21 protein-coding genes and 1 pseudogene are annotated in these 24,651 nt (G+C 68.4%); 9 read left to right on the top strand and 13 right to left on the bottom strand.

Going from position 1 to position 24,651, the window contains the following annotated elements; genetic code table 11:
- Positions 1 to 89 precede the first annotated feature (89 nt).
- On the top strand, positions 90 to 1,553 hold the full coding sequence (locus ABLE94_RS13580) for a CCA tRNA nucleotidyltransferase (protein WP_348805454.1): 1,464 nt from the start codon (positions 90 to 92) through the stop codon (positions 1,551 to 1,553).
- A 28-nt stretch (positions 1,554 to 1,581) separates the two neighbouring features.
- On the opposite strand, the gene ABLE94_RS13585 is transcribed toward ABLE94_RS13580, so the two are convergent.
- Positions 1,582 to 2,676 carry an aminotransferase class V-fold PLP-dependent enzyme gene (locus ABLE94_RS13585; protein WP_348809000.1) on the bottom strand — a complete coding sequence of 365 codons (1,095 nt, stop codon included), beginning with the start codon at positions 2,674 to 2,676 and terminating at the stop codon, positions 1,582 to 1,584.
- Between the two features lie 18 nt (positions 2,677 to 2,694).
- Between ABLE94_RS13585 and ABLE94_RS13590 the strand changes: the two genes are divergently transcribed.
- On the top strand, positions 2,695 to 3,270 hold the full coding sequence (locus tag ABLE94_RS13590; protein WP_348809001.1) for a hypothetical protein: 576 nt from the start codon (positions 2,695 to 2,697) through the stop codon (positions 3,268 to 3,270).
- Here the strand turns inward: ABLE94_RS13590 and ABLE94_RS13595 are convergent.
- Positions 3,240 to 4,547: an MFS transporter gene (locus tag ABLE94_RS13595; protein ID WP_348809002.1), complete on the bottom strand. Its 1,308-nt coding sequence runs from the start codon at positions 4,545 to 4,547 to the stop codon at positions 3,240 to 3,242. The genes ABLE94_RS13590 and ABLE94_RS13595 overlap by 31 nt on opposite strands.
- 36 nt (positions 4,548 to 4,583) lie before the next feature.
- Between ABLE94_RS13595 and ABLE94_RS13600 the strand changes: the two genes are divergently transcribed.
- Together ABLE94_RS13600 and ABLE94_RS13605 are read left to right on the top strand one after the other, a co-directional pair.
- A complete protein-coding gene (locus tag ABLE94_RS13600) occupies positions 4,584 to 5,258 on the top strand; it encodes a YqgE/AlgH family protein (RefSeq protein WP_348805458.1) in 675 nt (224 codons plus the stop codon).
- 154 nt (positions 5,259 to 5,412) lie between these two features.
- Positions 5,413 to 5,727 (top strand): annotated as a pseudogene (locus tag ABLE94_RS13605) (DedA family protein); the annotation flags it as partial.
- A 231-nt stretch (positions 5,728 to 5,958) separates the two neighbouring features.
- Here the strand turns inward: ABLE94_RS13605 and ABLE94_RS13610 are convergent.
- Both ABLE94_RS13610 and ABLE94_RS13615 read right to left on the bottom strand, forming a co-directional pair.
- Positions 5,959 to 6,957: a bile acid:sodium symporter family protein gene (locus tag ABLE94_RS13610; RefSeq protein WP_348809003.1), complete on the bottom strand. Its 999-nt coding sequence runs from the start codon at positions 6,955 to 6,957 to the stop codon at positions 5,959 to 5,961.
- A 6-nt stretch (positions 6,958 to 6,963) separates the two neighbouring features.
- Positions 6,964 to 7,527: an SdpI family protein gene (locus ABLE94_RS13615; RefSeq protein ID WP_348809004.1), complete on the bottom strand. Its 564-nt coding sequence runs from the start codon at positions 7,525 to 7,527 to the stop codon at positions 6,964 to 6,966.
- A gap of 100 nt (positions 7,528 to 7,627) precedes the next feature.
- On the opposite strand from ABLE94_RS13615, the gene leuS reads away from it, so the two are divergent.
- Entirely contained in the window at positions 7,628 to 10,543 is a 2,916-nt protein-coding gene (gene leuS / locus ABLE94_RS13620; protein ID WP_348809005.1) for a leucine--tRNA ligase, read from the top strand.
- Between the two features lie 32 nt (positions 10,544 to 10,575).
- On the opposite strand, the gene ABLE94_RS13625 is transcribed toward leuS, so the two are convergent.
- A complete protein-coding gene (locus ABLE94_RS13625; protein ID WP_348809006.1) occupies positions 10,576 to 10,908 on the bottom strand; it encodes a TfoX/Sxy family protein in 333 nt (110 codons plus the stop codon).
- Positions 10,909 to 11,036: 128 nt separating this feature from the next.
- On the opposite strand from ABLE94_RS13625, the gene ABLE94_RS13630 reads away from it, so the two are divergent.
- Positions 11,037 to 12,230, top strand: a complete 1,194-nt coding sequence (locus tag ABLE94_RS13630) for an acyl-CoA dehydrogenase family protein (RefSeq protein WP_348809007.1) — start codon at positions 11,037 to 11,039, stop codon at positions 12,228 to 12,230.
- Positions 12,231 to 12,233: 3 nt separating this feature from the next.
- Here ABLE94_RS13630 and ABLE94_RS13635 read toward each other — a convergent pair whose 3' ends face one another.
- The gene (locus ABLE94_RS13635) at positions 12,234 to 13,103 is read right to left on the bottom strand and encodes an RDD family protein (protein WP_425476203.1); all 870 of its coding nucleotides are present in this window, start codon (positions 13,101 to 13,103) and stop codon (positions 12,234 to 12,236) included.
- Between the two features lie 111 nt (positions 13,104 to 13,214).
- Here ABLE94_RS13635 and ABLE94_RS13640 point away from each other — a divergent pair, with 111 nt between their 5' ends.
- On the top strand, positions 13,215 to 14,207 hold the full coding sequence (locus tag ABLE94_RS13640) for a stage II sporulation protein M (protein WP_348805464.1): 993 nt from the start codon (positions 13,215 to 13,217) through the stop codon (positions 14,205 to 14,207).
- A 5-nt stretch (positions 14,208 to 14,212) separates the two neighbouring features.
- Positions 14,213 to 14,740: a GNAT family N-acetyltransferase gene (locus ABLE94_RS13645; RefSeq protein WP_348805465.1), complete on the top strand. Its 528-nt coding sequence runs from the start codon at positions 14,213 to 14,215 to the stop codon at positions 14,738 to 14,740.
- A gap of 25 nt (positions 14,741 to 14,765) precedes the next feature.
- Here ABLE94_RS13645 and ABLE94_RS13650 read toward each other — a convergent pair whose 3' ends face one another.
- The 7 genes from ABLE94_RS13650 to ABLE94_RS13680 all read right to left on the bottom strand — a co-directional run bounded on the left by ABLE94_RS13650 (position 14,766) and on the right by ABLE94_RS13680 (position 23,130).
- Entirely contained in the window at positions 14,766 to 16,847 is a 2,082-nt protein-coding gene (locus ABLE94_RS13650) for a DUF222 domain-containing protein (RefSeq protein ID WP_348809008.1), read from the bottom strand.
- A 268-nt stretch (positions 16,848 to 17,115) separates the two neighbouring features.
- On the bottom strand, positions 17,116 to 18,405 hold the full coding sequence (locus tag ABLE94_RS13655) for a DUF58 domain-containing protein (protein WP_348805467.1): 1,290 nt from the start codon (positions 18,403 to 18,405) through the stop codon (positions 17,116 to 17,118).
- Complete coding sequence (locus tag ABLE94_RS13660; RefSeq protein ID WP_348809009.1) at positions 18,405 to 19,457, bottom strand: AAA family ATPase; 1,053 nt, start codon at positions 19,455 to 19,457, stop codon at positions 18,405 to 18,407. The genes ABLE94_RS13655 and ABLE94_RS13660 overlap by 1 nt, the downstream gene beginning before the upstream one ends.
- Entirely contained in the window at positions 19,454 to 20,761 is a 1,308-nt protein-coding gene (locus ABLE94_RS13665; protein WP_348809010.1) for a DUF4350 domain-containing protein, read from the bottom strand. Before ABLE94_RS13665 ends, ABLE94_RS13660 begins: the two co-directional genes overlap by 4 nt.
- On the bottom strand, positions 20,758 to 21,441 hold the full coding sequence (locus tag ABLE94_RS13670; RefSeq protein WP_348809011.1) for a DUF4129 domain-containing protein: 684 nt from the start codon (positions 21,439 to 21,441) through the stop codon (positions 20,758 to 20,760). Before ABLE94_RS13670 ends, ABLE94_RS13665 begins: the two co-directional genes overlap by 4 nt.
- A complete protein-coding gene (locus ABLE94_RS13675) occupies positions 21,438 to 22,511 on the bottom strand; it encodes a hypothetical protein (protein ID WP_348809012.1) in 1,074 nt (357 codons plus the stop codon). The genes ABLE94_RS13670 and ABLE94_RS13675 overlap by 4 nt, the downstream gene beginning before the upstream one ends.
- A gap of 127 nt (positions 22,512 to 22,638) precedes the next feature.
- The gene (locus ABLE94_RS13680; protein WP_348809013.1) at positions 22,639 to 23,130 is read right to left on the bottom strand and encodes a winged helix-turn-helix transcriptional regulator; all 492 of its coding nucleotides are present in this window, start codon (positions 23,128 to 23,130) and stop codon (positions 22,639 to 22,641) included.
- A 55-nt stretch (positions 23,131 to 23,185) separates the two neighbouring features.
- On the opposite strand from ABLE94_RS13680, the gene ABLE94_RS13685 reads away from it, so the two are divergent.
- Positions 23,186 to 24,631: an MFS transporter gene (locus tag ABLE94_RS13685; RefSeq protein ID WP_348809014.1), complete on the top strand. Its 1,446-nt coding sequence runs from the start codon at positions 23,186 to 23,188 to the stop codon at positions 24,629 to 24,631.
- The last annotated feature ends 20 nt before the right edge of the window (positions 24,632 to 24,651 follow it).

The raw sequence follows: 24,651 nt of genomic DNA on the forward strand, positions 1-24,651 counted from the left end.
CTTCGATGCTAGCGGCTGGTCACCTGCTGTTTGCCCACATGGTGCCGGTACCGATCGGGTGTCGACGGTGGCCGGTAGGCTGGCGTGCCGTGACGCAGCGCAGTGATGACCCGGACACCGCCGAGCGCCGGACCCGGCTCCTGGCGGCGGCGGCGGTCTCCTTGCGCGGTCTGTCGGACATCACCGAGCCACTGGGCACCTTGTTCGCCGACGCCGGCCACGAGCTGTATCTCGTCGGCGGATCCGTCCGGGATGCGGTGCTCGGCAGGCTCGGCACCGACCTGGATTTCACCACCGATGCCCGCCCCGAGCAGGTCCAGGAGCTGCTTCGCGGCTGGGCCGACGCGTTGTGGGACGCCGGGATCGAATTCGGCACCGTCAGCGCACGGCGCAACGACCTGATCCTCGAGATCACCACGTACCGCGCGGACAAGTACGACCGCGTCGGACGCAACCCGGTGGTGACCTTCGGATCGTCGATCGACGACGACCTGGTGCGGCGCGACTTCACGATCAACGCGATGGCGGTGCGGATCGGGCGTGGCGGCGCCGAGGAGTTCCACGATCCGCTGGACGGGTTGTCGGCGGCGCTGGCCGGGGTGATCGACACCCCCGCGACCCCGCAGGAGTCCTTCGACGACGATCCGCTGCGGATGCTGCGCGCGGTGCGGTTCGTCTCGCAGCTCGGATTCCGGGTGGCGCCGCGGGTCGCCGACGCGATCACCGAGATGTCCGGGCAGATCGAGCGGATCACCGCCGAACGCGTCCGTGCCGAGCTGGACAAGATGATCACCGGGGAGCATCCGATCGAGGCGATCGAGCTGATGGTGTCGACCGGTCTGGCGCAACGCATCCTGCCGGAGGTACCCGGGATGCAGTTGACGATCGACGAACACCACCAGCACAAGGACGTCTATCAGCACTCGTTGACGGTGTTGCGGCAGGCCATCGATCTCGAGGACGGCGATCCCGATCTGGTCCTGCGGTGGGCGGCACTGCTGCACGACATCGGCAAGCCGGCGACGCGTCGTCACGAACCGAACGGCGGCGTCAGCTTCCATCACCACGAGGTGGTCGGCGCCAAGATGGTCCGCAAGCGGATGCGCGCGCTGAAGTATCCGAAGGCCGTGGTGGAGGACGTCGCGAATCTGGTGTTCCTGCACCTGCGGTTCCACGGCTATGGCGACGGCACCTGGACGGATTCGGCGGTGCGCCGCTACGTCACCGACGCCGGGCCGCTGCTGGAACGGTTGCACAAGCTGGTCCGGGCCGACTGCACGACGCGCAACAAGCGCCGGGCCAGGCGGCTGCAGTCCAACTACGACGACCTCGAGGCGCGGATCGAGCAGCTGCGTGCGGCCGAGGATCTCGCCCGGGTGCGCCCGGACCTCGACGGCAACGCGATCATGGAGATCCTCGACGTGCCGCCGGGACCGCTGGTCGGCAAGGCGTGGCGGTATCTCAAGGAACTGCGTCTGGATCGGGGTCCGCTCACCCACGAGGAGGCGGAGGAGGCGCTGCGGGCGTGGTGGGCGGAGAACGGGCAGTCCTGAGTGGCGCCCGGCCTCCGATGGCTGTCTGTCAGTACCCCATCGTGCGCAGCGCGTCGGCGAGGCGGTCGAGGTCCTCGCGACGCAGGTCGAGGTGCGGGCTGATCCGCAGCACCGACTGATCACCGGCGAGCGGCGCACGCCACGAGTCGGCGGCGGTCACCAGAATTCCGAGGTCGTCGAACAAGCGGTCGCGTGCCGCGCGCAGGTCCGCGGGCTGCCAGCCCGGCGGCGGCGCGAGCGTGACCAGCGCCGACGGTTCGTCGACGGGTTCGAGGATCTCCCAGCTGCCGATGCCGTCGAGTCGCTCCCGGGTGGCGCGGCCGATCGCGGCGAGTTCCCGGTAGACGCGTTGCTGACCGACCTGGGCGAGTTCGGCGACGGCGACGCCGAGCCCGAGCCGGCCCGCCAGGAATGCCTCGGAGCTCTCGATGTCGACGGTGCGCAGCGAGTCGCGGCGCACGGCCAGGAATCCGACGCCGCGTGGTCCGGTGAGCCATTTGCGGCTGGTGCCGTAGACGATGTCGGCGCCGGTGACCGTCGGGACGTGCCCGACCGACTGGGCCATGTCGACGACGACGGGAACGTGTGCGGCGTGGGCGATCTCGACGATGCGGGCCACCGGCTGCACCACCCCCGACATCGACCCGATGTGACAGACGTGGATGAAGTCGGGCTGCTCGAACTGCAGCATGTTCTCCAGGGCGTCGAGGTCGACGTGGCCGTAGACGTCGCCGTCGGGCAGCGGCCGCACCGCATATCCGCGTCGTTCGAACTCCACCAGGTTCGGCCCGAATTCGTTCTTGGTGACCCACACCGTCGACGAGACGGGCAGGCTCCAGCCGTTGAGCATCGCCCGCAGCGCCGCCCGAGCGCTCTCCCGGAAGATGATCTCGTCGGCGGTGTGACCGATAAGCGCGGCGAGATCCCTTGTGTCACGGGCGAATTCGTCGGCACGGTCGTCGGCGGCCACGTAGGAGCCGCGTTCGGCCTCGCGCCACAGATGCGCCGAGATGGTCCCGACGACGGCGTTGGACGAGCGCCCCGCCGAGGCCGAATCCAGGTGGGTGAGTGCCGGGGTCAGACGTGCCCGGTGGAACGGTTCACCGAGAACGCTGACATACATAGCCCAAGAACCTACCGTGTGCCCGAAATCGGATGGAACCGACCGGCGTCGCGCTGCGTCCAACTCGACATGGAACCGGTCCTCGAGTATCTCTTCGGCACCGGCGACGGTGATCCCACCCACTGGCACACCGCCGCCGACGCCGATCCCGACGGCGACGGCGTGCGCAACGCGCTGTGGCTGGACTTCGACGGCGATGGCCGTGCAGACGACCTGATGTGGGATGTCGACGCGGACGGGGTGGTCGATGTGGCGGCCCTCGACCTCGACGACGACGGCACCGCGGAGGCGTGTTTCCGCGACAGCGGCAACGGGGTGTGGGCGATCCCGACGGCCCGGCCCGGGGCCGGCGGCGGGGATGCGGCACCCACCACCCCGTCGACCCCACCGTCGACCCCACCGCCGACCCGCGTGGAGTCACATGACCTCGACGGCGACGGCGTCCCCGACGTGGAGGTGATCGTCGAGGGCGGAGCCGTCCGGCGACTGTCCATCGACGACGACCACGACGGCACCATCGATCAGATCCTCATCGACACCGACGGCGACGGGGTCGTCGATGATTACGAGGAGGGTGCCACCGGGTCGCGGTGAGACACCGCCGGCTGGATGGCGCGCACCGCGAACACACCGCACACATAGACCAACGACCCGATGATCACCAACGCCACCGACCGCCCGGTCGGCCCGATGACCAGCGCGGTGATCACCATGGCGATCACGTAGGCGATGTTGAACAGCGCATCCTGGGCGGAGAACACCTGGCCGCGCACGCTGTCACCGATGTCGACCTGCATGGCGACGTCACCGCACAGTTTGGTGGTCTGGCCGACGAGGCCGAGCAGTAGGGCGGCGACGCAGAAGCCGGGCACGGTGAAGGTGAGCAGGATCAGTTCGGCGGCCGCGCCGAGTGCCAGCGTCGCGATCAGGGTGGTACGTCGGCCGAATCGGGCCACCGACAGCGGCGTGGTGAAGGCCGCCACGAACGCACCCGCGGCGACGAGACCGAGCACCAGGCTGATGGTCGCCAGGCCGTCGCCCTGGCCGGTGTGCCGGGCGAAGACGAACAGCATCAGGGTGTTCAGACCGAACACGAGACGATGCACCCCGATGGCCGAGAGCGCGGCGGCGGCCGGTTTGCAGTGAACGATCGCCCGGGTGCCGTGCCCGAAACCCACGGCGACCGCGTGCAGCGCCGAATGCCCGATGTCGTCGGGCTGGTCGGGTCCGAGCAGCCGCGGCGGGAAACCGCGCGCGATGATCGCCGCGATGAGTGCGATGAGCACACCGGCGAGGGTGGTCTCGGCGCTACCCACGTTGCCGGTGCCGACGAGATAGCGGACGCCGAAGGCGATTCCCGCACCCACCGACAGCATCGCCCCGCCCAGCGTCGTGAACAGGGCGTTGACCGCGACGATCACCTCGCGGTGCGCGACATGCGGCAACGACGCCGACAACCCGGACGCGACGAATCGGCTGGCGCCGGTGACGGCCAGCGCACTGATGAGCACGAGCGTGTCGGGACTGCCGGTGGCGATCGCGATGGCGACGAGCCCGATCAGGACCGCGCGGATGACGTTCGCCCACAACAGGACACTGCGTCGGTCCCAGCGGTCGAGCAATGCGCCGGCGAACGGACCGAGCACCGAATAGGGAAGCAGCAGCACGGCGAATCCGAGCGCGGCCGCCAACGGGTCGGCGTGCCGTTCCGGATTGAACAGCACCCCGCCGATGAGGGCGGCCTGGAAGACGCCGTCGGTCAGTTGGCTGGTCAGGCGTACGGCGAGGAGCCGGGACAACCCCGGCGAATGATGCAGGGAATGGGTAAAGGTCTTCCACGAGGACGCGCCATGAGTCGCCGTGGGGTTCACGGGCCTACAGTACCGACTGGGCCGGGCAGCCATGCGATGATGGTTCTCGTGGACGGCGGTGACAGCGCAGACGATCCCACCCCGGATCTGCCCGACGGCATCGGGGGTGGTGGGTCGAGCGCGGATGCGGCCCGCGACATCGAATCGGCGAACTCCATCCGGCCCGGCACACTGCTGTTGGCGTCGACGGATCTGATCGAACCGACCTTCGCCCGCACGGTCATCTACGTCATCGAACACAACGACGCCGGCAGTCTCGGCGTCGTGATCAATCGGCTCAGCCAGACCGCGGTGCACAATGTGATGCCGTCGTGGACCGACGTCACCGCGGCGCCGCGGGCCCTGTTCATCGGCGGTCCGGTGAAGCAGGATTCGGCCCTGTGCCTCGGCGTGATCCGACGCGGCGTGGATGTCGGCGATGTCGAGGCGATCCGCCCGGTCAGCGGCCGGGTCGCGCTCATCGACCTCGACGCCGACCCGGAACTCATCGCGACCGTCGTCGAGGGGGTGCGGATCTTCGCCGGTTACGCCGGCTGGGGAATCGGGCAACTCGACTCGGAGATGGAGACCGACAGCTGGATGCTGGCGTCGGCGCTGCCTCGGGATGTGCTGGCCCCGCCCTCGGTCGACATCTGGGCCGACGTCCTGCGCCGACAGCCCTGGCCGATGCCGCTGCTGGCCACCCACCCGGTCGACGTATCCATGAATTGAGTGATGTGACCGTTCTGCGGTTATCGTCGCGAGGGTGAACGCTTTCGCCGATTGGTTGATCCACGTGATCGAGTCGGTGCCTGCGTGGGCGGTGTATCTGATCGCCGGCGGGGCGGTGTATGCCGAGACGGCGTTGCTGTTGGCGGGGCTGATCATGCCCAGCGAGGCATTGCTGCTGGCGGCGGGAGTGGCCGCCGCGGTCGGCCAGACCAACATCGTCGCGTTGATCGTGATCGCGTGCATCTGTGCGATCGCCGGTGATGTCACCGGCTACTGGCTGGGTCGTCTCGGCGGACCGCGGTTGCGTGGTTCGGCGTTGGGCCGCCGGTTCGGGGAGCAGCGCTGGGACCGCGCGCAGCAACGGATCGACACCTCCGGGATCGTCGTCGTGACGACGGGCCGGTGGATCGGTTACGTCCGGTCGATCGTGCCGCGGGTGGCGGGGATGACGCAGATGCGGTTCGCCCGATTCGGTGCGGCCGACGTGGTCGGCGCCGTCAGCTGGGTGACGACGGTGCTGCTGGTCGGCTTCTTCGCCGGCGCCGTGCTGGGTGCGACGATCCTGGTGTACGCGGTTCTCGTGGTGGTGTCGCTGGTGGCGGTGCTGCTGGCCGGGAAGTGGGCGATGGCCCGCTGGCATCACCGCGCCGGCCCGGTGATCGAGGAGCCGCTCGGCCCGGTGATCGAGGAGCCTCTCGGCTCAGCGGGCGGCCTCGTCGGAGGTGTCGGCGGCGGCTTCCCGGGCGTAGCGGGTGGCCATCCAGGAGCAGATGATGAGCTGGATCTGGTGGAAGATCATCAGCGGCAGCACGATCAGACCGACCACCGAGCCGCTGAACAGGACCGTCGCCATCGGTAGCCCGGTGGCCAGGCTCTTCTTCGTTCCGCAGAACTGGATCGCGATGACGTCCTCGCGGCTGAAGTGCAGCCGACGCGGCAGCCAGCCGGTGAACCACAGCATCGCCACCACCAACGCGGTCGCGATCGCCGCCATCGCCACCACCTGCCACGCGTCGACGATCGACCAGATGCCGTTGCGCACGCCCTCACTGAACGCCGCGTAGACCACCAGCACGATGGAGCCGCGGTCGACGAGCTTGGTGGGTTCGGCGAACCGCTTCAGGAAGGGGCTCACCCAGGGCCGGCACAGTTGTCCGAGGACGAACGGGACGAGGATCTCGGCGACGATCTTCCCGATCGACGAGCCGGTGATGTGCACGCCGTTGGTCCCCGACATCAACGCCACCACCAGCAGCGGGGTGAGCACCACCCCGATCAGATTCGACGCCGACGCACTGACGATCGCGCCGGCCACATTGCCCCGCGCGATCGAGGTGAACGCGATGGAGGACTGCACCGTCGAGGGGACCAGGCACAGGTAGAGCATGCCGGCGGCGAGGTCGTGGCCGAGCAGGGGACGCAGCACCGGTTGCAGTGCGAGCCCGATCAGCGGGAAGGCGACGAAGGTGAACGACAGGATGATCAGGTGCAGTCGCCAGTGCGCCAGCCCCTCGAGGGCCTGACGCGGATGCAGCCGCGCACCGTAGAGGAAGAACAGCAGAGCGATCGCGACGACGACCACCCAGTCGAGGACGTCGGCGAAGGTGCCGCGGGCCGGGAAGATCGCGGCGATACCCACTGCGGCGAGGATTGCGAGGATGAAGCCGTCGATGGGGAAACGGCTCAGCAGAGAACGCACCGACGCTCAGACCCGGCTGGTGGCGGTGTCGTCGTCGCCGAGGCAGGCCCCGCGCAGGGTGCACGACGCGCAGCTCGACTCGCCGCAGTCGGCGGCCTCGGAGCCGGCGGTCACGGAGCCTGCGGCATCGGAACCGGCAGTCGCGGATTTCGTTGTGGCGGGTGCCTCATCGTGATCATGGGCGTCCGCGCCCGAACAGCAGGAGCAGCCCGCATCGGAGTCCTCGGACGACGCCCACCGGGCCGCGCGCACCGCGTAGCCGCTGACCGCGCCGACGATGATCAGCGCGCCCACCGCGGCACCCACGCCGAAGAGGAATGACCATGCGGAATCGACACCGAGGGTGAGCAGGCCGCCGGCGAGAAGGATCACGGCGGCGCCGATCGTGCCCGGCGCGGCGACCCGGTTGGCCACGGCGAAGGCGTCGTCGGAGCTCAGCGTCTCGGGCGAGCGCACGCCCACCCACCGGTTGCGGCGCAGCGTTCCGCGCAGACCCGCGACGCCGACGGCAAGCCACACCAGGGCCGGCACGAAGACGACGACGGCGACGATGATGGACACGACACTCACCCGACCACCATACGAGCCCGGCGCCGTCGGGGCGAAACCGGCGCCTGCGCGGCCGGGCCGCCGGTGCAGACGCGCAGAGGCGACCATTTACGCTGGTGGAGTGACTTCAGCGGATACTTCGCGCAGCAACGGCTCCTCGGCAGGCGCCTCATCGGTGGCCGACGGTGCCCCCGGCACCCACCGTTACACCGCCGAGCTCGCCGGTCAGATCGAGCGGCGCTGGCAGCGGAACTGGGCCGATCGGCACGCCTACGAGGCGCCCAACCCGGTGGGCCCGCTCGCCGGTGACCTGACCCCCTACGGCGGCGCGTCGGCCGACGCCCCGGACAAGGTGTTCGTGCAGGACATGTTCCCGTATCCGTCGGGGGCGGGCCTGCACGTCGGGCATCCGCTCGGCTTCATCGCCAGCGACGTCTACGCCCGCTATCAGCGGATGATCGGCAAGAACGTGCTGCACACGATGGGCTTCGACTCCTTCGGGCTGCCCGCCGAGCAGTATGCGGTGCAGACCGGAACCCATCCGCGCACGACCACCGAGGCCAACATCGAGCGCTACCTCGGACAGATCCGCCGTCTGGGTCTCGGCCATGACGAGCGTCGGCGGGTGGCCACCACCGATGTCGACTTCTACCGGTGGACGCAGTGGATCTTCGCCCAGATCTACAACGCCTTCTACGATGCCGAGCAGGGTAAGGCCCGCCCCATCTCGGAGCTGATCGACGAATTCGACTCCGGCGCACGCACTCTCGACGGCACCGCGTATGCGGGCCAAACCTGGGCGGAGCTGAGCGGTGCCGGGCGCAACGAGGTCATCGACTCCTATCGTCTTGTGTACCAGAGTGATTCGCTGGTCAACTGGTGCCCGGGTCTGGGCACCGTGCTGGCCAACGAGGAGGTCACCGCCGACGGCCGCAGCGACCGCGGCAACTTCCCGGTGTTCCGCAAGCACCTGCGGCAGTGGATGATGCGGATCACCGCGTACTCCGACCGGCTGCTCGACGATCTCGACGACCTGGACTGGCCGGAGAAGGTCCAGACCATGCAGCGCAACTGGATCGGGCGCTCGCGTGGTGCGCAGGTGCGTTTCGCGGTCCCGTCCGCCGACGCCGCGATCGAGGTGTTCACCACCCGGCCGGACACGCTGTTCGGCGCCACCTATATGGTGCTCAGTCCCGAGCATCCGCTGGTGGACACGCTGACCGCGGGCGCCTGGCCCGACGGCACCGATGAGCGCTGGACGGCGCAGGCCGCCACCCCGGCCGACGCGATCGCCGCCTACCGCAGCTCGATCGCCGCGAAGTCGGATCTGGAACGGCAGGAGAACAAGGAGAAGACCGGTGTCTTCACCGGCACCTTCGCCACCAATCCCGTTGACGGGCGCGATGTTCCGGTGTTCATCGCCGACTACGTGCTGATGGGATACGGCACCGGCGCCATCATGGCGGTGCCCGCCCACGACACCCGTGACCACGAGTTCGCGACCGTCTTCGGGTTGCCGATCCGTGAGGTCATCGGCTCCGAGCAGGGTGTGGACGCCGAGGCCTTCGTCGGCGACGGCCCGCTGGTGAACTCCGACTTCCTCGACGGCATGCGCGTCGAGGAGGCGAAGGCCGCGATCATCGCCTGGCTCGAGGAGCGTGGCGCCGGTACCGGCACCATCCAGTACAAGTTGCGGGACTGGCTGTTCGCGCGGCAGCGCTACTGGGGTGAGCCGTTCCCGATCGTCTACGACGACGCCGGACAGGCGCACGTGTTGCCGGAATCGATGCTGCCGGTGGAACTCCCGGAGGTCGACGACTACGCACCGGTCTCCTTCGATCCGGAGGACGCCGATTCCGAACCGTCGCCGCCGCTGGCCAAGGCCACCGACTGGATGACCGTGGAACTCGACCTGGGTGACGGGCTCAAGACCTACACCCGCGACGCCAACGTGATGCCGCAGTGGGCGGGCAGCTCCTGGTACCAACTGCGCTACATCGATCCCACCAACGAGGACACGTTGTGCGCCAAGGAGAACGAGGCGTACTGGATGGGTCCGCGACCGGCGCTGCACGGTCCGAACGATCCCGGTGGGCTCGACCTCTACATCGGTGGTGTCGAGCATGCGGTGCTGCACCTGCTGTATTCACGCTTCTGGCACAAGGTGCTCTTCGACCTCGGCTACGTGACGAGCCGGGAACCGTACCGAAAGCTGTTCAACCAGGGCATGATCCAGGCGTATGCCTACAAGGACGCCCGCGGCATCTACGTGCCGGCCGAGGAGGTGACCGAACGCGACGGCGGCTTCTTCTACAACGGTGAGCCGGTCACCCAGGAGTACGGCAAGATGGGCAAGTCGCTGAAGAACTCGGTGACCCCCGACGACATCGCCACCGACTACGGCGCCGACACCCTGCGCGTCTACGAGATGTTCATGGGACCGCTGGATCAGTCGCGGCCGTGGGCCACCAAGGACGTCGTCGGGTCGCAGCGCTTCCTGCAGCGCATCTGGCGGCTCGTCGTCGACGAGGAGACCGGCGCCGGCCGGGTCAGCGACGCCGACGCCGATGAGGACACACTTCGCCTGCTGCACAAGACGATTGCCGGTGTGCGGGAGGATTACGAGGCGCTGCGCAACAACACCGCGGTCGCCAAGCTGACCGTGCTGACCAATCACCTGACGAAGAATTTCGAGGCCACCGGCGCGCCCCGCGCGATCGTCGAGCCGCTGGTGCTGATGCTGGCGCCGCTGGCCCCGCACATCGCCGAGGAACTGTGGCACCGTCTCGGTCACGAGGATCTGCTGGTGCGCGGACCGTTCCCGATCGCCGACGACGCCCTGCTGGTGGAGGACACCGTCGAGATCGTGGTGCAGGTGAAAGGCAAGAAGCGCAGCGTCATTCAGGTCGCCGCCGACGCCGACGAGGCCACGTTGCGGACCGCCGCACTCGCCGACGAGAAGATCGTCGGCCTGCTCGACGGTGAGCCGCGCAAGGTGATCGTGGTGCCCGGACGGCTCGTCAACATCGTGCCGTGAGCACTCGATGACGCGTGGGCCGGGGAAGTGACCTACTTCCCCAGCAGTTTCCGGGCGTAGTCGGAGCCGAGGGTCACCCAGCGGGTGAGCTGGCGTTCGGTGCGCACACCCTCGTCGGTGACGCGGATCCATCCGCGCGTCTGCCGGCCGGACATGATCATCGGATCGGTGTGCGGGTACTCGAGCAGGGTCTCGGTTTCCTCGGGCGGTACCCGGACCATCAGGCCGCCGCGTGAGCTCGCCGCGAGCACCATGTTGCCGTTGATGAGGAATGCCAGGCCGCCGAACATCGGCTTCTCGTCGACGTTGGATTCGGCAGCCAGCATCGCGCGGATGCGGAGGGCGAGATCCTCGTCGTAGGCCACCCCACGAGGGTAGGACGCATCGGTGTGTGCGGCCAGCGGCGTCGGCGACCGTGATCGTCTCGGTGAGAGTTCGTGGCTATATCGTGCACCACACTTGCGTCTATCTTACCGATGAGTAAGATAGGCCCATGGCGATCAACCTCGAACTCCCGAAGAAGTTCGACTCCGCGGTCGAACAGGCACACCTGGCGGCCGAGCACATCTTCCGGCCGATCTCCCGCACCTATGATGCGGCCGAGCATGAGTACCCCAAAGTGCTCGATGAACTGGGCAAACTGGTCAAGGAGTCGCGGGCCAAGACCAGGGAGGCCGAGAAGGCGGAGCCGTCGTCGACGGCCGACACCGTCAACGGCGCCAACATCCGCGGCGTGCTGCACGGCGTGGAGATGGGCTGGGGCGACGTCGCCCTGATGCTCTCGATTCCGTATCAGGGACTCGGTAACGCCGCGATCTCGGCGGTGGCCAACCCCGAACAGCTCGAGAAGTTCGCCGGGGTGTGGGCGGCCATGGCGATCACCGAGCCGAGCTTCGGTTCCGACTCGGCCGCCGTCTCCACGACCGCCACCCGCGACGGCGACGACTACGTCATCAACGGGGAGAAGATCTTCGTGACCGCGGGTTCGCGCGCCGATCACGTCGTCGTGTGGGCCACCGTGGACAAGAGTGCCGGCCGCGCGGCCATCAAGAGTTTCGTCGTCCCGCTCGATGCCGACGGTGTCAGCGTGGTGCGGCTCGAGCACAAGCTGGGCATCCGTGCCTCCGACACCGCCGTGCTGCGGTTCGAGAACGCCCGCGTACCCGCCGATCACCTGCTCGGTTCCCCGGAGGTCGAGACCAAGAAGGCGTTCGCCGGGGTCATGCAGACCTTCGACAACACCCGTCCGGTGGTGGCGGCGATGGCGGTCGGCGTGGGCCGCGCCGCCCTCGAAGAACTGCGGGCCCTGCTCGAGGGTGCCGGCCACACGATCGACTACGACGCGTCCACGACCACGATGCATGCCGCGGTCGCGGAGTTCATCCGCCTCGAATCCGATTGGGAGGCATCGTGGTTGCTCGCGCTGCGGGCCGCCTGGATGGCCGACAACAAGCAGCCGAACTCCCTCGAGGCGTCGATGTCGAAGGCCAAGGCCGGACGGATGGTCACCGACGTCACCAACAAGGCGGTGGAACTCGGTGCGACGGCGGCATATTCGGAGACGATGCTGCTGGAGAAGTGGGCGCGCGACGCCAAGATCCTCGACATCTTCGAGGGCACCCAGCAGATCCAGCAACTGATCATCGCCCGCCGGATCCTCGGGAAGTCCAGCGCCGACCTGAAGTAGGTTTCAGCGCAACAGGTTACGTCGCAGCCGCTCTTCGCGGGCCAGGCGCTCGGCGTCGCGTCGGCGTCGTTCGGCGAGGATCGCCGCGAGCACGAGTTCATACGGTGCGCCCGACGGCGGGGCGGGTGCCACGTACGGCGCGACCGCGATGATCAGCCGATCCGACAGCGCGCGACGCGCGGCCGGGGTGTACTGCTCGGCGCGCGTGAGGAACAGGCGCAGTGAGATGGCGGTCGAGTCCGGTATCGACGAGAGGTCGGCGGTCCGCGCCCAGGGTTCGAGCATCGGCGGCATGCCGACGGGGTCGGGCATCTGGAAGCGGAAGCGGTCGCGGATCACGTACGTCCCGGCGACCATGTCGCCGAGGCGTTTGTTCTTCCGGCTGATGGCCGACGCGATGAGCGCCGGGACGCCGAAGAAGGTGTAGATCTCGACGACGCCGAGCATGGCGCGTGTCAACGCATGCCGGAACTGGATCGGCCCGGCGTCGTCGCGGACGGTACGCAGGCCGAGCGCCAGATGCCCCAGGGTCTTGCCCCGGGTGGTGGTCTCCACGATCGTCGGCAGCGCCGCCCACGCCAGCATCACCGACATCGTGGCGCAGGCGCCGAACAGGGCCTCGTCGGTGGCCAATTTGAACGACAGCCACAGCAGGAAGATCAGGACGGCCATCCCCACGACGAAGTCGATGAGGCCGGACGCGATGCGCAGTCCCAGCGATGCGGCGGGCAGATCGAGGGCGACCGCCTCCCCGGACACCAGATCGTCGCGGCCGACGCCCACCGTCGCGGGTACGCCCCGACCCCAGGCCGCGGTGCCCGCCGGCGCGGCCGGGTACGGTCCGCGCGGCGACGGGGGAGCCATCGGATACATACGCGACACTCTAACCAGCACGTCGGCCGCGGCTTCGGCGGACAGCCGACCGAATGACGGTGCCGTGACCGGATCGGCCCCGGTGAACATCGCAGCCACTACCATGTCGGCGTGGATCTCGATGCCTACGTGGCGGCCAAGAAGCCGACCTGGGACCGACTCGACGAATTGTCGCGTCGGCGTCGGCTCACCGGCTCGGAGGCCGACGAGATGATCGACGAGTATCAGAAGGTGGCGACGCACCTGTCGGTGATCCGATCCAGCGCCCCCGACCCCGCGCTCGTCGGATACCTGTCGTCGCTGCTGGCCCGGGCGCGGTCGCGGGCGGCCGGGGTCAAACTCGGCGCCTGGGCGACCCTCGGGCGTTACCTCGGACGCACCTTCCCGGCCGCGCTGTATGCGACCCGCTGGTGGTGGCTGACGACGATGATCGCCTCGGTGCTCGCCATGGTGGCGTTGACGTGGTGGTTCCTCGATCATCCGCGGGTGGAGACCAGTTTCGGCTCACCACAGGAGATCGAGGAACTCGTCAACAACGACTTCGCGAACTACTACTCCGAGCACGCGGCAACCTCGTTCGCATTTCGCGTGTGGTCCAACAACTTCTGGCTCGCGGCCACCTGTATCGCCTTCGGGGTGTTCGGGTTACCGGTGATCATGGTGCTGTGGAGCAACGTGCTCAACCTCGCCGTCACCGCGTCGATCATGATCCGGCACGGCCGCGCCGACGTGTTCTTCGGCCTCATCACCCCCCATGGGCTGCTGGAGATGACCTGCCTGTTCGTGGCCGCCGGCGTCGGACTCCGCGTCTTCTGGGCGTGGGTGGCGCCCGGCGACACGCCGAGGCTGCAGTCGCTGGCCGCGCAGGGTCGCGCCGCCATCGGCATCGCCCTCGGGCTGGTGGGGCTGCTGCTGATCACCGGCATCATCGAGGCCTTCGTCACGCCGTCGCCGCTGCCCACCTGGGCGCGCATCGGGATCGGTGTCACCGTGTGGGTCGGCTTCTTCGTCTACGTCTTCACGCTCGGACGGTGGGCGTACAACGACGGCGAGCGCGGCGACATCGACGCCGCCGACCGTGATTTCATGGCACCGGTAGCGTGAGTCGGATGACGATCGACATCCGCCAGGAGACGACGCAGGATCGACCCCGTATCCGGGACATCATTTTGGCGGCCTTCGACGACGGCACCGATGGGGAGGACGCGGTCGAGGCCGCGTTGACCGACGCGTTGTTCGCCGACGACGGCTATCTGCTCGCTCTGTCGCTCGTCGCCGTCGACGACGGTGAGATCGTCGGCTTCGTGATCGGCACCCGCGGCTGGGTCGGCGACGATCCCGCGATCGGCATCGGGCCCCTCGCGGTCATCCCACACGCCCAGGGCGGTGGCATCGGTTCGGCCCTCATGACGCGGCTGATCGACGACGCGGCGGCCGCCGGCGAGCACGTCCTCGCGTTGCTCGGCGATCCCGAGTACTACGCCCGGTTCGGCTTCCGGACGGCCGCCGACCTGGGGATCGAAGCACCGGACCCCGAGTGGGGTAGGCACTTTCAGGCACTGCGAATCCCGGAGGGGCAATCGGAATCGCCGATCCGCGGCACGTTTCGGTACGCCGCACCCTTCGATGAGCTGTGACATTCAGTAGCTGATCGGAGTCACCTCAGAAGGGTGGTGGTGCGCCGTCATCAGGCACGACGGGGTATCGCTTCTTGCGTCGTCTCGGGCGTGGCGGGTTCAAAGGGTCGACGCCATCAGCGATGCGGGTCCGGTTGCGTTCGCGTTCGCGGCGTCGCCGTTCGTACTTGGCGGCGAGCCGATCCCGCTTGCTGGTGGGGATGACCCCGGGTTCCCGTGGTGCCGGTGGTGCGGCTGGTGGGTCGGCGAACCGGTAGCGACGCAACCCGCCGAAGAAGTCTTCGAGGGTTTCCGCCGGCCCCGGAATGTTCAGCCCTTCCGGCGTGGTGAAGACGGTGACCAGCCGTCCGTTCTCGTCGCGGTACTGGTCATCGAGCCAGCGGGAGTGCGTTTTCTGCAGGTGATGTCCACGGCACTTGGCGTTCAGCCCGTCGGGGGTGGTCTGTCCACCGAGTTCGGGGTGCTCGTGGTCGTATTCGTGCACGTGATCACAATCGCCGTCGAAGGCACTACCCCGGCAGGCGGGGATGACGCACTCACCGTGACGCATCCGGATGAATGTGTCCAACGCCGTCGACAGTCGGTATGGATCCGACGGCAACGCCGACGGGAGTTCGACGTCCTCGGGATTCACGCCCTTGGGCACCATCCGTCGGATCGTGGTCGGGTATCGGCTGATCAGATCGAGGATCTGCTCGGGGATGACCGCACCCTGCCCGACGAGGTAGCCGAGGTTCCCGTCGATCGGCATCTCGGCGGCCGAAACGGTGCTGCCCGAGCGGGATTCGGCGTCGGCGGGCGCGGCGTCCGTGTCATCGTCGGGCGCCGCATCGGGAGGTCCATCGTCGGCGGGTTCGGGTGGCGGTTCCGCAGCGACATCCGTTTCTGCGCTTGCGCTCTCGGCGTCCGAGCCGCATTCGTCGGGCAGAGTCATCTGCACCGCACGCGTGTCGGTATGCGTGGCCGGCTCGGGCTCGGGTTCCTTCTCGAGCTCAGGCTCGAGATCCGGCTCGGATGCGGGCTTCGGTTCCGTACGGCGCGACTGAACTACCGATTGGCGTGCACCTCCACCGGATTCGTCGCCGGCATCGGACCGTCCCCGTCCTTGCGCCTGCCGCTCCTGTTCCTGGCGCTCCTGTTCCTGGCGCTCCTGTTCCTGTTGTCGTTGGCGTTCCTCGATCGCCGCGGCGGTGGTCTCATCGGCGATGACGTGCAGCACGATCTGCACATCCGGAATACAGCCCGGCTCCGGAATGTCGGCGGGGCAGTCCTCTTTGCCGCATTCACACGCGAACTGCGTCCCCGACAACAACGAGTACATGGCATCGGCCTGGCGTTGCCGCCGCGTCCGCGGGTCTTTCCGGCAGGCGCAGTCGGCCAGGGCGGCGATCGTCTTCTCCGCGATCGTGATGTTCTCCGCGGACATGGTGCCGGTGATCTCCCCGGTCCCATCCCCCTCGAAATGAGTGAACACACCCCGCTTGTCCAGGTTCCGTTTCCGCGGTTCCCGCACGGCGTCCGGTGCGTGCTGGAAGACGATCTTGTCGACCATGTCCCGCAAACTCGTCGCCGGCCACTGCCCCTGCCTGCTGAACAACCGCTCGGCGATCGCTGCGTCGACCAGCGCGGTGTTCGGATGCAAGGCCGGTCCCGGATCGAGCAGGTTGATGCGGTCGATCAGGGTCCGGAACTGGCTGTGGCTGATCCGCCCCTCGCGTAGTGCCCGCCCCGTCTTCGGCAGGCGGGTGGCCATCACGATCGCCTCATCCAGCATCCGCCGGGTGGTCACCATCGCCAGGTTGCGGGTGCGGGAGATGTGTTCGGCCGCGATCTGCGCGTACTCCGCCGACTCGTCCAACGGCCGGTCGGTCAGACACCTCACCACATAGGCGGTGAAGTACGAGTCCAGCCACGCCATATAGGAGCGGCACCGGTCCAGTTCGGTCATCGCGACCAGCACCTCGTTGATCGAATGCTGATCCAGCCGATCCGGATCCACCCCGAACAGAAACTCCGGCGGCAACCCCGGCCACGGCGACGGCCCCTGCTTCAACAACGCGTCGCGCACATCCCCACGAATCCGCGCGCTCCATGGAATGCTGCTCACCCTCGCCCCCTCGAACAAGATGACCGTCGAAGCTCTCTTCGATCTGACCATCATTGTAAAGACGGCCACCGACAAAACCGTTCACGCCGACGATCGGCCACCCCATCTGTGGACCAATCGACTTCTGGGGACAACTCAGCTCCGCGCCCGACGTCGGGTGACGGACGGTGGCCCCGACCGCGACCCGCTCGGTCCGGCGAATACTCCTACTCGCAGGATCGTCGGCACTCGGCCGCGCATCGAATCACGAAGGGCCCCACCGAAACTGCTACAACAGCCCGCGTGACTTGAGCACCAGGTAGTGATCGGCCAGAGCGGCCGGGAGGTGTTCGGGATCGGCATCGACCACGTCGACCCCGATGCGTCCCAGCGCCGATTCGGTCCGTTCACGCACCATCAGGGTGCGCGCCGCCGCGGCTGCCTCGTAGATCTCGGCGGCGTCGTCGCGTCGCGCACTCATCTCCTCCACCGCCGGGTCGCGGACCGAGCCGATGATCACCTTGTGCCGCAACGCGAGCACCGACAGTGGAGCCAGCAGCGATTCCTCCACCGCGGCCGGTTCGAGCGGCGTGAGCAGCACGACCAGCGCCCGTTGGCGCGTAAGCGTGGTGACCTCGGCGGCGAGCAACGGCCAATCCGCCTCCAGCAGAGCCGGTTGCAGCTCGGTCATCGCGTTGACCAGGTCGCCGAGGAGGGTGGTGCGCGGCGATCCGACGACACGTCGGTGGATCACCCGGTCACCGGCGATCAGGTCGACCCGATCACCGGCGTGGGCGGCCAACGCCGACAACAGCAGTGCCGCATCCATCGCCGCGTCGAGGCGGGGCGCGTCACCGACGCGTGCGGCGGAGGTCCGTGAGGTGTCCAGCACGATGATGATGTGGCGGTCCTTCTCCGGTTGCCAGGTGCGCACCACCACCGAGCGTCGGCGTGCCGTCGCGCGCCAGTCGATGCTGCGGACGTCATCGCCCTCGACATAGTCACGCAGCGAATCGAATTCGGTGCCCTGACCGCGGATACGCACGGCCGACCGACCGTCGAGCTGGCGTAGTCGGGCCAGGCGTGACGGGAGATGCTTGCGTGAATTGAACGGTGGCAGAGCACGAATCACCCCGGGCAGGGGATAGCTGTGCTGTCGTGCGGCCAGGCCGAGCGGACCGGGGCGTCGGATGGTCGCGCGTACCGCGAGCCGATCACCGCGACGCACCGGCACCAGAACCGTGGTCAGTTCCCGGCGTTCCCCCGGCGGGATGTCGAGGTCGTGCTCACCGGACCGCACCCCGGCCGAGGGCTGCCACGAATCACGCAGCCGCCCTCTGAATCTCCGGGTCCCGACATTCTCGGCGACGATCACCGACGAACCGGCACCGCCGAGACGGATTGGTGCCGACGGAAGGCGATACAGTCGCAGTGCCGTCGAACCGGCCGCGAGCAGATCGACCGCCATCACCACCGCGCAGGCGAACACCCACAGCAACACCACCCACACGTGGGGGAACACCACCGCGGGAATGATGCCCAGCGCGAGGAGGGCGACGAAGCGGCCGGTCAGCACCATCAGCGCGGGACCGGCACCGAGTTGATCGCGGCGTCGAGCACCGCGGCCACCGAGACGCCCTCCAACTCCGCCTCCGGACGCAACGAGAGCCGATGGGCCAGAGTCGATTGCGCGAGTGCCTTGACGTCGTCCGGGGTGACGAAGTCACGGCCGGACAGCCACGCCCAGGCACGGCTCGTGGACAACAATGCGGTGGCACCGCGCGGACTGACCCCCAATGCCAGCGACGGCGAACTGCGGGTGGCGCGCGCGATGTCGACGATGTACGCGGCGATCGCCGGCGCCACCGCCACATGCCGGATCGCGTCGGCGCCGGCCACGATGTCGGCCGCCGAGGCCACCGGTCGCAGGCCCGCGGCGGTCAGGTCGCGCGGGTTGAATCCGGCTGCGTGCCTGCTCAATACGGTGATCTCGTCGTCGCGCGGCGGGATCGGCAACGTGACCTTCAGGAGGAACCGGTCCAACTGGGCTTCGGGCAGCGGATAGGTGCCCTCGTATTCGACGGGATTCTGGGTGGCCGCCACCAGGAACGGGTCGGGCAGCGGCCGCGGCACACCGTCGACGGAGACCTGACGTTCCTCCATCGCCTCCAGCAGGGAGGCCTGGGTCTTGGGTGGGGTGCGGTTGATCTCGTCGGCGAGAAGCAGATTGGTGAAGACGGGGCCGGGCCGGAAGGTGAACTCGGAGGTGGCGTTGTCGAAGATCAGCGAGCCGGTGACGTCACCGGGCATCAGATCCGGGGTGAACTGCACCCGTTTGGTGTCCACCGCCAACGCCTGCGCCACCGATCGCACCAGCAGGGTTTTCGCCACTCCCGGAACACCTTCGAGCAGGATGTGACCACGGCACAGCAGCGCGATGAGGATACCGGCGACGGCCGGGTCTTGTCCGACAACCGCTTTGGCGACCTCGGCGCGGACCGCACCCAGGGTCTGACGTGGATCGCGGGCTGCGGCTCCGGCAGTGTCCGTGGCTCCGGCGGTGTCCTTGGCGACGGAGACGGCGGGCTCGGAGGGCGCAGTGGGGTGAGGGGTCGCGGGTTCAGAGGTCATGGTGTGCGTCGAACTTCCTTCTCGAGGTCGGTCAGGTCGGAGGTGAACTGCGCCAGCTGGGTGTCGTCGGTGGGGAGTGGGCCGGCCAGCAGCGCGGCGACCTGCCGGGAGTCGCGTCCGGTCGCCGACGCGACGGCGGCAACGACGGAATCCAGCGCCGGGTCGTGCTCGATCGGCGTGTCCGAGGAGATCGCGTCGAGGGCCCGGACCGGGTCGTAGGCCAGGCCGAGGTAGCGGGCGATCGACGCGGTGGTGTGCACGCGCAGAATCGCCGCGGCACGCCCGGCGTCGGCGGCCTTGCGGTAGAGGCGTCCCCGTGACCGGGTCGTCTCGATGGCCTTGACGACGGCCGGAAGTGGTTCGGCGACAAGTGGTCCGAATCGGCGTCCACGCCACAGCGAGACGGCGATCGCGACGAAGAAGGCGAGGAAGAACAATGGCCACACGATCGACGGGAGGACGGATTCCTCATCGTCGTCCTCGCTCTCGACACGATCGGAGGGCCGGGGAACGTACCAGAGCACGTTGTCGCCGGTGGCCATGGTGCGCACGGTGACCCCGGCATTGTCGACGTCGGCCAGATCGGAGTTGGTGGTCATCGCGCCGGTCATCACGATCGTCTCGGGCAGGTCGGCCGAGGGATCGGCGACCACCACCTCGGCGCCGGGTGTTCCCGCCGCCGGATCGTTCGCCGATCCGGAGGGGAAGCACGACACCGTCGACGACGCATCGGTGGCCACGTAGTGGGCGGTCGACGGCGTCACCGTATCGGTCGGTTCGATTCCGGCGACGCTGCAGTCCGCACGGATGACCGACTGGCCGAAAACCACACTGCTCGACTCGGTCACCGGGAGACCGAGGGCGTCCAGCACCGTATCGTTCGCGTCGACGAGCACCACCCGTCTCGCGCCCCGGACCCGCTCGGCAAACGCCCGGGCGGTCTCGGCGGTCATCGCCGGCGTGTTGGTGACCACGACGGTGGTGTCGCCGTCGGGTTTCGGGGTGACCGTCAGATCGGCAAGTCCGCGAACGACCTTCACGTCGACGCCGTGGTCACCGATGATGTTCGCGAGGGCACTGGAACCGTTCCCGCTGTAATTGCCGGGATCGCCGGGGACGGAGTTGCCGCGGTCGTCGGCGGACCCGCCGACGGCGACGATCGCCAGGATCGCGACGATGACCAGGATGACCGCGGCGATCGGCAACCAGATCCACAGGGCCCGCCGACGCTTCCGGCGGGGCGGGGCCGGCATCGGGCCCGGCGATGCGGCGGCGGTGCTTGCGGCAGAGACGTCGGTGGTCATCGGGGCACCGCGAATCCCTTGGCGGCAGCGGGTGTCGTCGACGTCGCCGGCCGGGTCGAGCGCAGGGACTCGTCGAGATCGAGGACGAGGCGAGCCTGCTCGGCGGTGGCGTGCCGGTATCCGTAGACCACCGCGTCGAACAGATTTGCCGCGTAGGTGAGTTCGCGTCCGTGGTCGGGGAACGGCGTCCGCAGGCGTACCGCCACCTCGTGTGCGGTCAGCGACGGGGCGTCGCGCAGCACACCCCGTTCGGCGGAGCGCCGGGTCAGTGCACGCATCGCCTCGCGCACACACCCGTCGTGATCGCCGGCGGCGAGCATCTCCTCGGCGCGGCGACGAAACTCCTTGGCCGACAACGGGTCACCACCGAGGACCGGACCGACCTCGGCGTCGGAACCGGAGCGTGGCGTGCGGCGGACGAAGAGCAGCGCGTAGACGATCAACGCGAGGACGAGCAACCCCAGCACGCCCCCGATGATCGTGGCGACACTCGCATCCGACCAGAGCAGATCCCCGACCCGGTCGCTGAACCAGCGCGAGAGCCCGTCGGCGAGTCGGTCGAGCAGACCGGGTTGTGGGGGCTGATAGCGCGATCCCGACAACTCGTCGCGGGCCCACTGGCGGGCCTGGTCGTTGTCGGGCGAGAGTCCGTCGGCGAGAAGGATGATCGAGCCGCTCACCAGGGGCCTCCCCGCGCGGCGGCGATCCGGGCGAGTTGGTGGTCGTAGCCCTCGCGCCGGATCCGGGCGTCGACGTGCAGCAGCGACGTCGCGATCGCCTCGACGGGGGAGACCAGCGCGGTGATCAGCGGTGCCAGCACCGCTGCGAAGACGAGGGCGGCCACCCCGCCGCTTCCGGTGATGTCGGAGATCATCTCCGACGCCATACCCAGCACCCCGTTGAGGATCCCGGAGACGATCCAGATGAGGAGCAGCACAACGAAGTAGCGCCAGAAGGATCGGTGCGTCAGCGTCGCGGATCGGCGGATCGCGGCGAGCGGGCCGAGTCGTTCGATCACCACCGCCGCCGGGGCGAGCGCGATCCGCACGGTGACCCAGATGGTCGGGATGATCGCCGCGACCCCGACGAGGAGGGTGGCCGCGACGACGAGATCGTCGTCGCCGCCCGTCAGCGAATCGAGGGCGAGGACGAGGACGTCGGGAATGCAGAACACCCCGCACAACACCAGCGCCACCGCCAGGATGCGCCAGACGACGGGACGGACCTGAGCCCACAGTTCCGCCCACGTGGTGCGCACGCCGGCAGCGGCGGCGTTCAGTGGGTAGGCCAGCGGTCCGGCCGCCAGCGCAACGACCGCCGCGCCGATCAGCGAACTCGCCCAGTCGGCGTCCATCGCGCTCAACCACGACGTGAGGTCGGGATGTCCGCCGGATTCGACGGTGACGACCACTCCGGCGATGACGGCCGAGACGACGGTCAGCGCAGCGGTGAGACCGGCCGTGATCCCGAAGGTGATGCCGGGGAAGAATCGGATCGCCGAGAACGTCGCGTCGATGAGGTCACGTGTGTCGAGCGGCCGCAACGGCACGACGCCGGGTTTGTGCGCGGGTGTCGGCTGCTGCCACACCGGAGGCGGTTGCGGTCCGCCGATGGCCGATCCCCACTGCACCGGACCTCCCGGCACCGGATCCCACTGCACCTGATCCCACTGCACCGGATCCCACTGCACCTGATCCCACTGCACCGGACCCCCTTGCGGACCCGTGGACCCGTCTGGTGGGTAGGTCATCGCGGCTCCTCATGGCGGGTCGTCGGGGTCGCACGTGATCCCCGGTTCGATCGAGCACAGTCGGCGTTCGCCAACGTGTCGGCGAACATATCAAACACCCAACTCTGCCCCGCCTGCCGACGCGGCGTCAGTCCCGATCGTTTGATCGCATGACGTGGGGCGCGACGGAGACGGCAATGTCGTCGGAGCCGAGCCGCTGCCCGTCGGCGGAACGGATCTCGACGGTGACGGGAGTGCCGTCATCGACCGAGTTGAGCCGCAGCGGTCCGCCGTCGTCCTGCAGGTACCGGTTGCCCCACTGCATCAGCCCGAGGACGACGGGGAGCAGGTCACGGCCCATCTCGGTGAGTTGGTACTCGTTGCGCGCGCGGCTGCCCGGCTCCCGGTAGGGGACCTTGACGAAGATGCCGGCGTCGGTGAGTTCTCGCAATCGCGCGGAGGCGACGGCGTCGGTGATGCCGACCCGCCGGGCGAACTCGTCGAATCGGGTTGCGCCGTAGAAGGCCTCGCGCAGGATCAGCATCGCCGACCGGGTGCCGACGACGCCCATGGCCTTGTCGATCGAGCAGTGCCGAGCCTGCCACCTGTCGCGGTCGGCGAGGGGTCCGGTCAGATCCATGCATCCATCCTACTCTGACTTGACCCAGCAATAGTCAGGGTGTAGACATCTGGCTATGGAATTTAATAGTCAGAAGTGGCTGCTGACGGTGGCGTGCGGCGCACCGTTTCTGGTGGCACTCGACTTGTTCGTCGTCAACGTCGCCTTCGATCAGTTGGCGCACGAGTTCCCCGGTGCCGACCTGGGGACGATCAGCTGGACGCTGTCGGCGTACGCGATCGCCTTCGCCGCGCTGCTCATCCCACTCGGATCGTGGAGCGATCGGGTGGGCAACCGCCGCGGATTCATCACCGGAGTGCTCGTCTTCACGGCCGGGTCGGCCCTGGCGGCCGCGGCGCCGACGCTCGGTGTGCTGATCGGCGCGCGCGTGCTGCAGGCGGTCGGCGCGGCAGCGCTGACGCCCGCGAGCATGTCGCTGCTGGTCACCTCGCTGCCGGCACACCGACGCGCGGCGGGCATGCGGATCTGGGCGGCTACGTCGGGCATGGCGGCGGCACTGGGCCCGGTGGTGGGTGGCGTCCTCGTCGAGATCAGCTGGCGCATGGCGTTCGTCATCAACGTGCCGTTGGGGATCGCCTCCATCCTGCTCGCGTTGCGTGTGTTCGCGACGGATCCGGAAGCCGCACAACGTCGACGAGCCCCGGGCCCGGTGGTGCGAACGCTGCTGTGTTCGGTGCTGTTGGCGACGGCGAGCGCTCTGGCGGTCCTGTATCTGATCAACGGCGACAGTTGGGGCTGGGGAGCGCCGACATCGATCGTGGTGCTCGTGGCGGCAGTGGTCTGTGCGGCGGTCTTCGTCGTCGTCGATCGCCGGGCGACCGAGGCACTCATCCCACGGCAACTGTTCGACGATCGGCGGTTCACCGTCGGTGCGATGGCGATGCTGATCTTCAGCGTCGCATTCGCCGCCGGACTGCTCAACGCCATCCTGTTGCTGCAGCAGGACTGGGGCTATTCGGTACTGCTCAGCGGACTCGCCATCGCGCCCGGACCGCTGATGGTGCCGGTGGTGACGGTGCTGGTCGGCCGTCGGGCGGCACATATCTCGCCGTGGCCGCTCGCCGCACTCGGATCGCTGATCTGGGCCGCCGGCAGCATCGTGATCGGTACCTCCACGTCGGTTGTCGCGCTGCATGATTCGTACGCAGCATGCTTCTTGCCGGGATGGCTCCTCGGTGGGATCGGCGTCGGACTGACCATTCCCGCCCTGCTGGCGGGCGCAACGCAGGAACTGTCATCGGCCGTGGCGGCGCGCGGGAGCGCCGTCGTCACCATGGGCAGACAGTTCGGCACCACGATCGGCACGAGTGTGCTCGTCGCCGTTCTCGCCGGAGGGCTGGCGCGCAGCGTGTCGTGGTGGATCATCGCGGCCATCGCCGGAGCCGCCGCGTTGACCGCCTACGCCGGCGTCACCGTCACGACACGGGACCGCGGCCCGCACAACGCCGCCACACCCGTTCCCGGCAATCGCGTGGACCCGAGTATCCCCGGTGCGCAGTAGCCCCCTGATGTAGTGAACCC

Source organism: Gordonia sp. VNK1 (genome assembly GCF_040049135.1).
Classification (GTDB): Bacteria; Actinomycetota; Actinomycetes; order Mycobacteriales; family Mycobacteriaceae; genus Gordonia; species Gordonia oleivorans.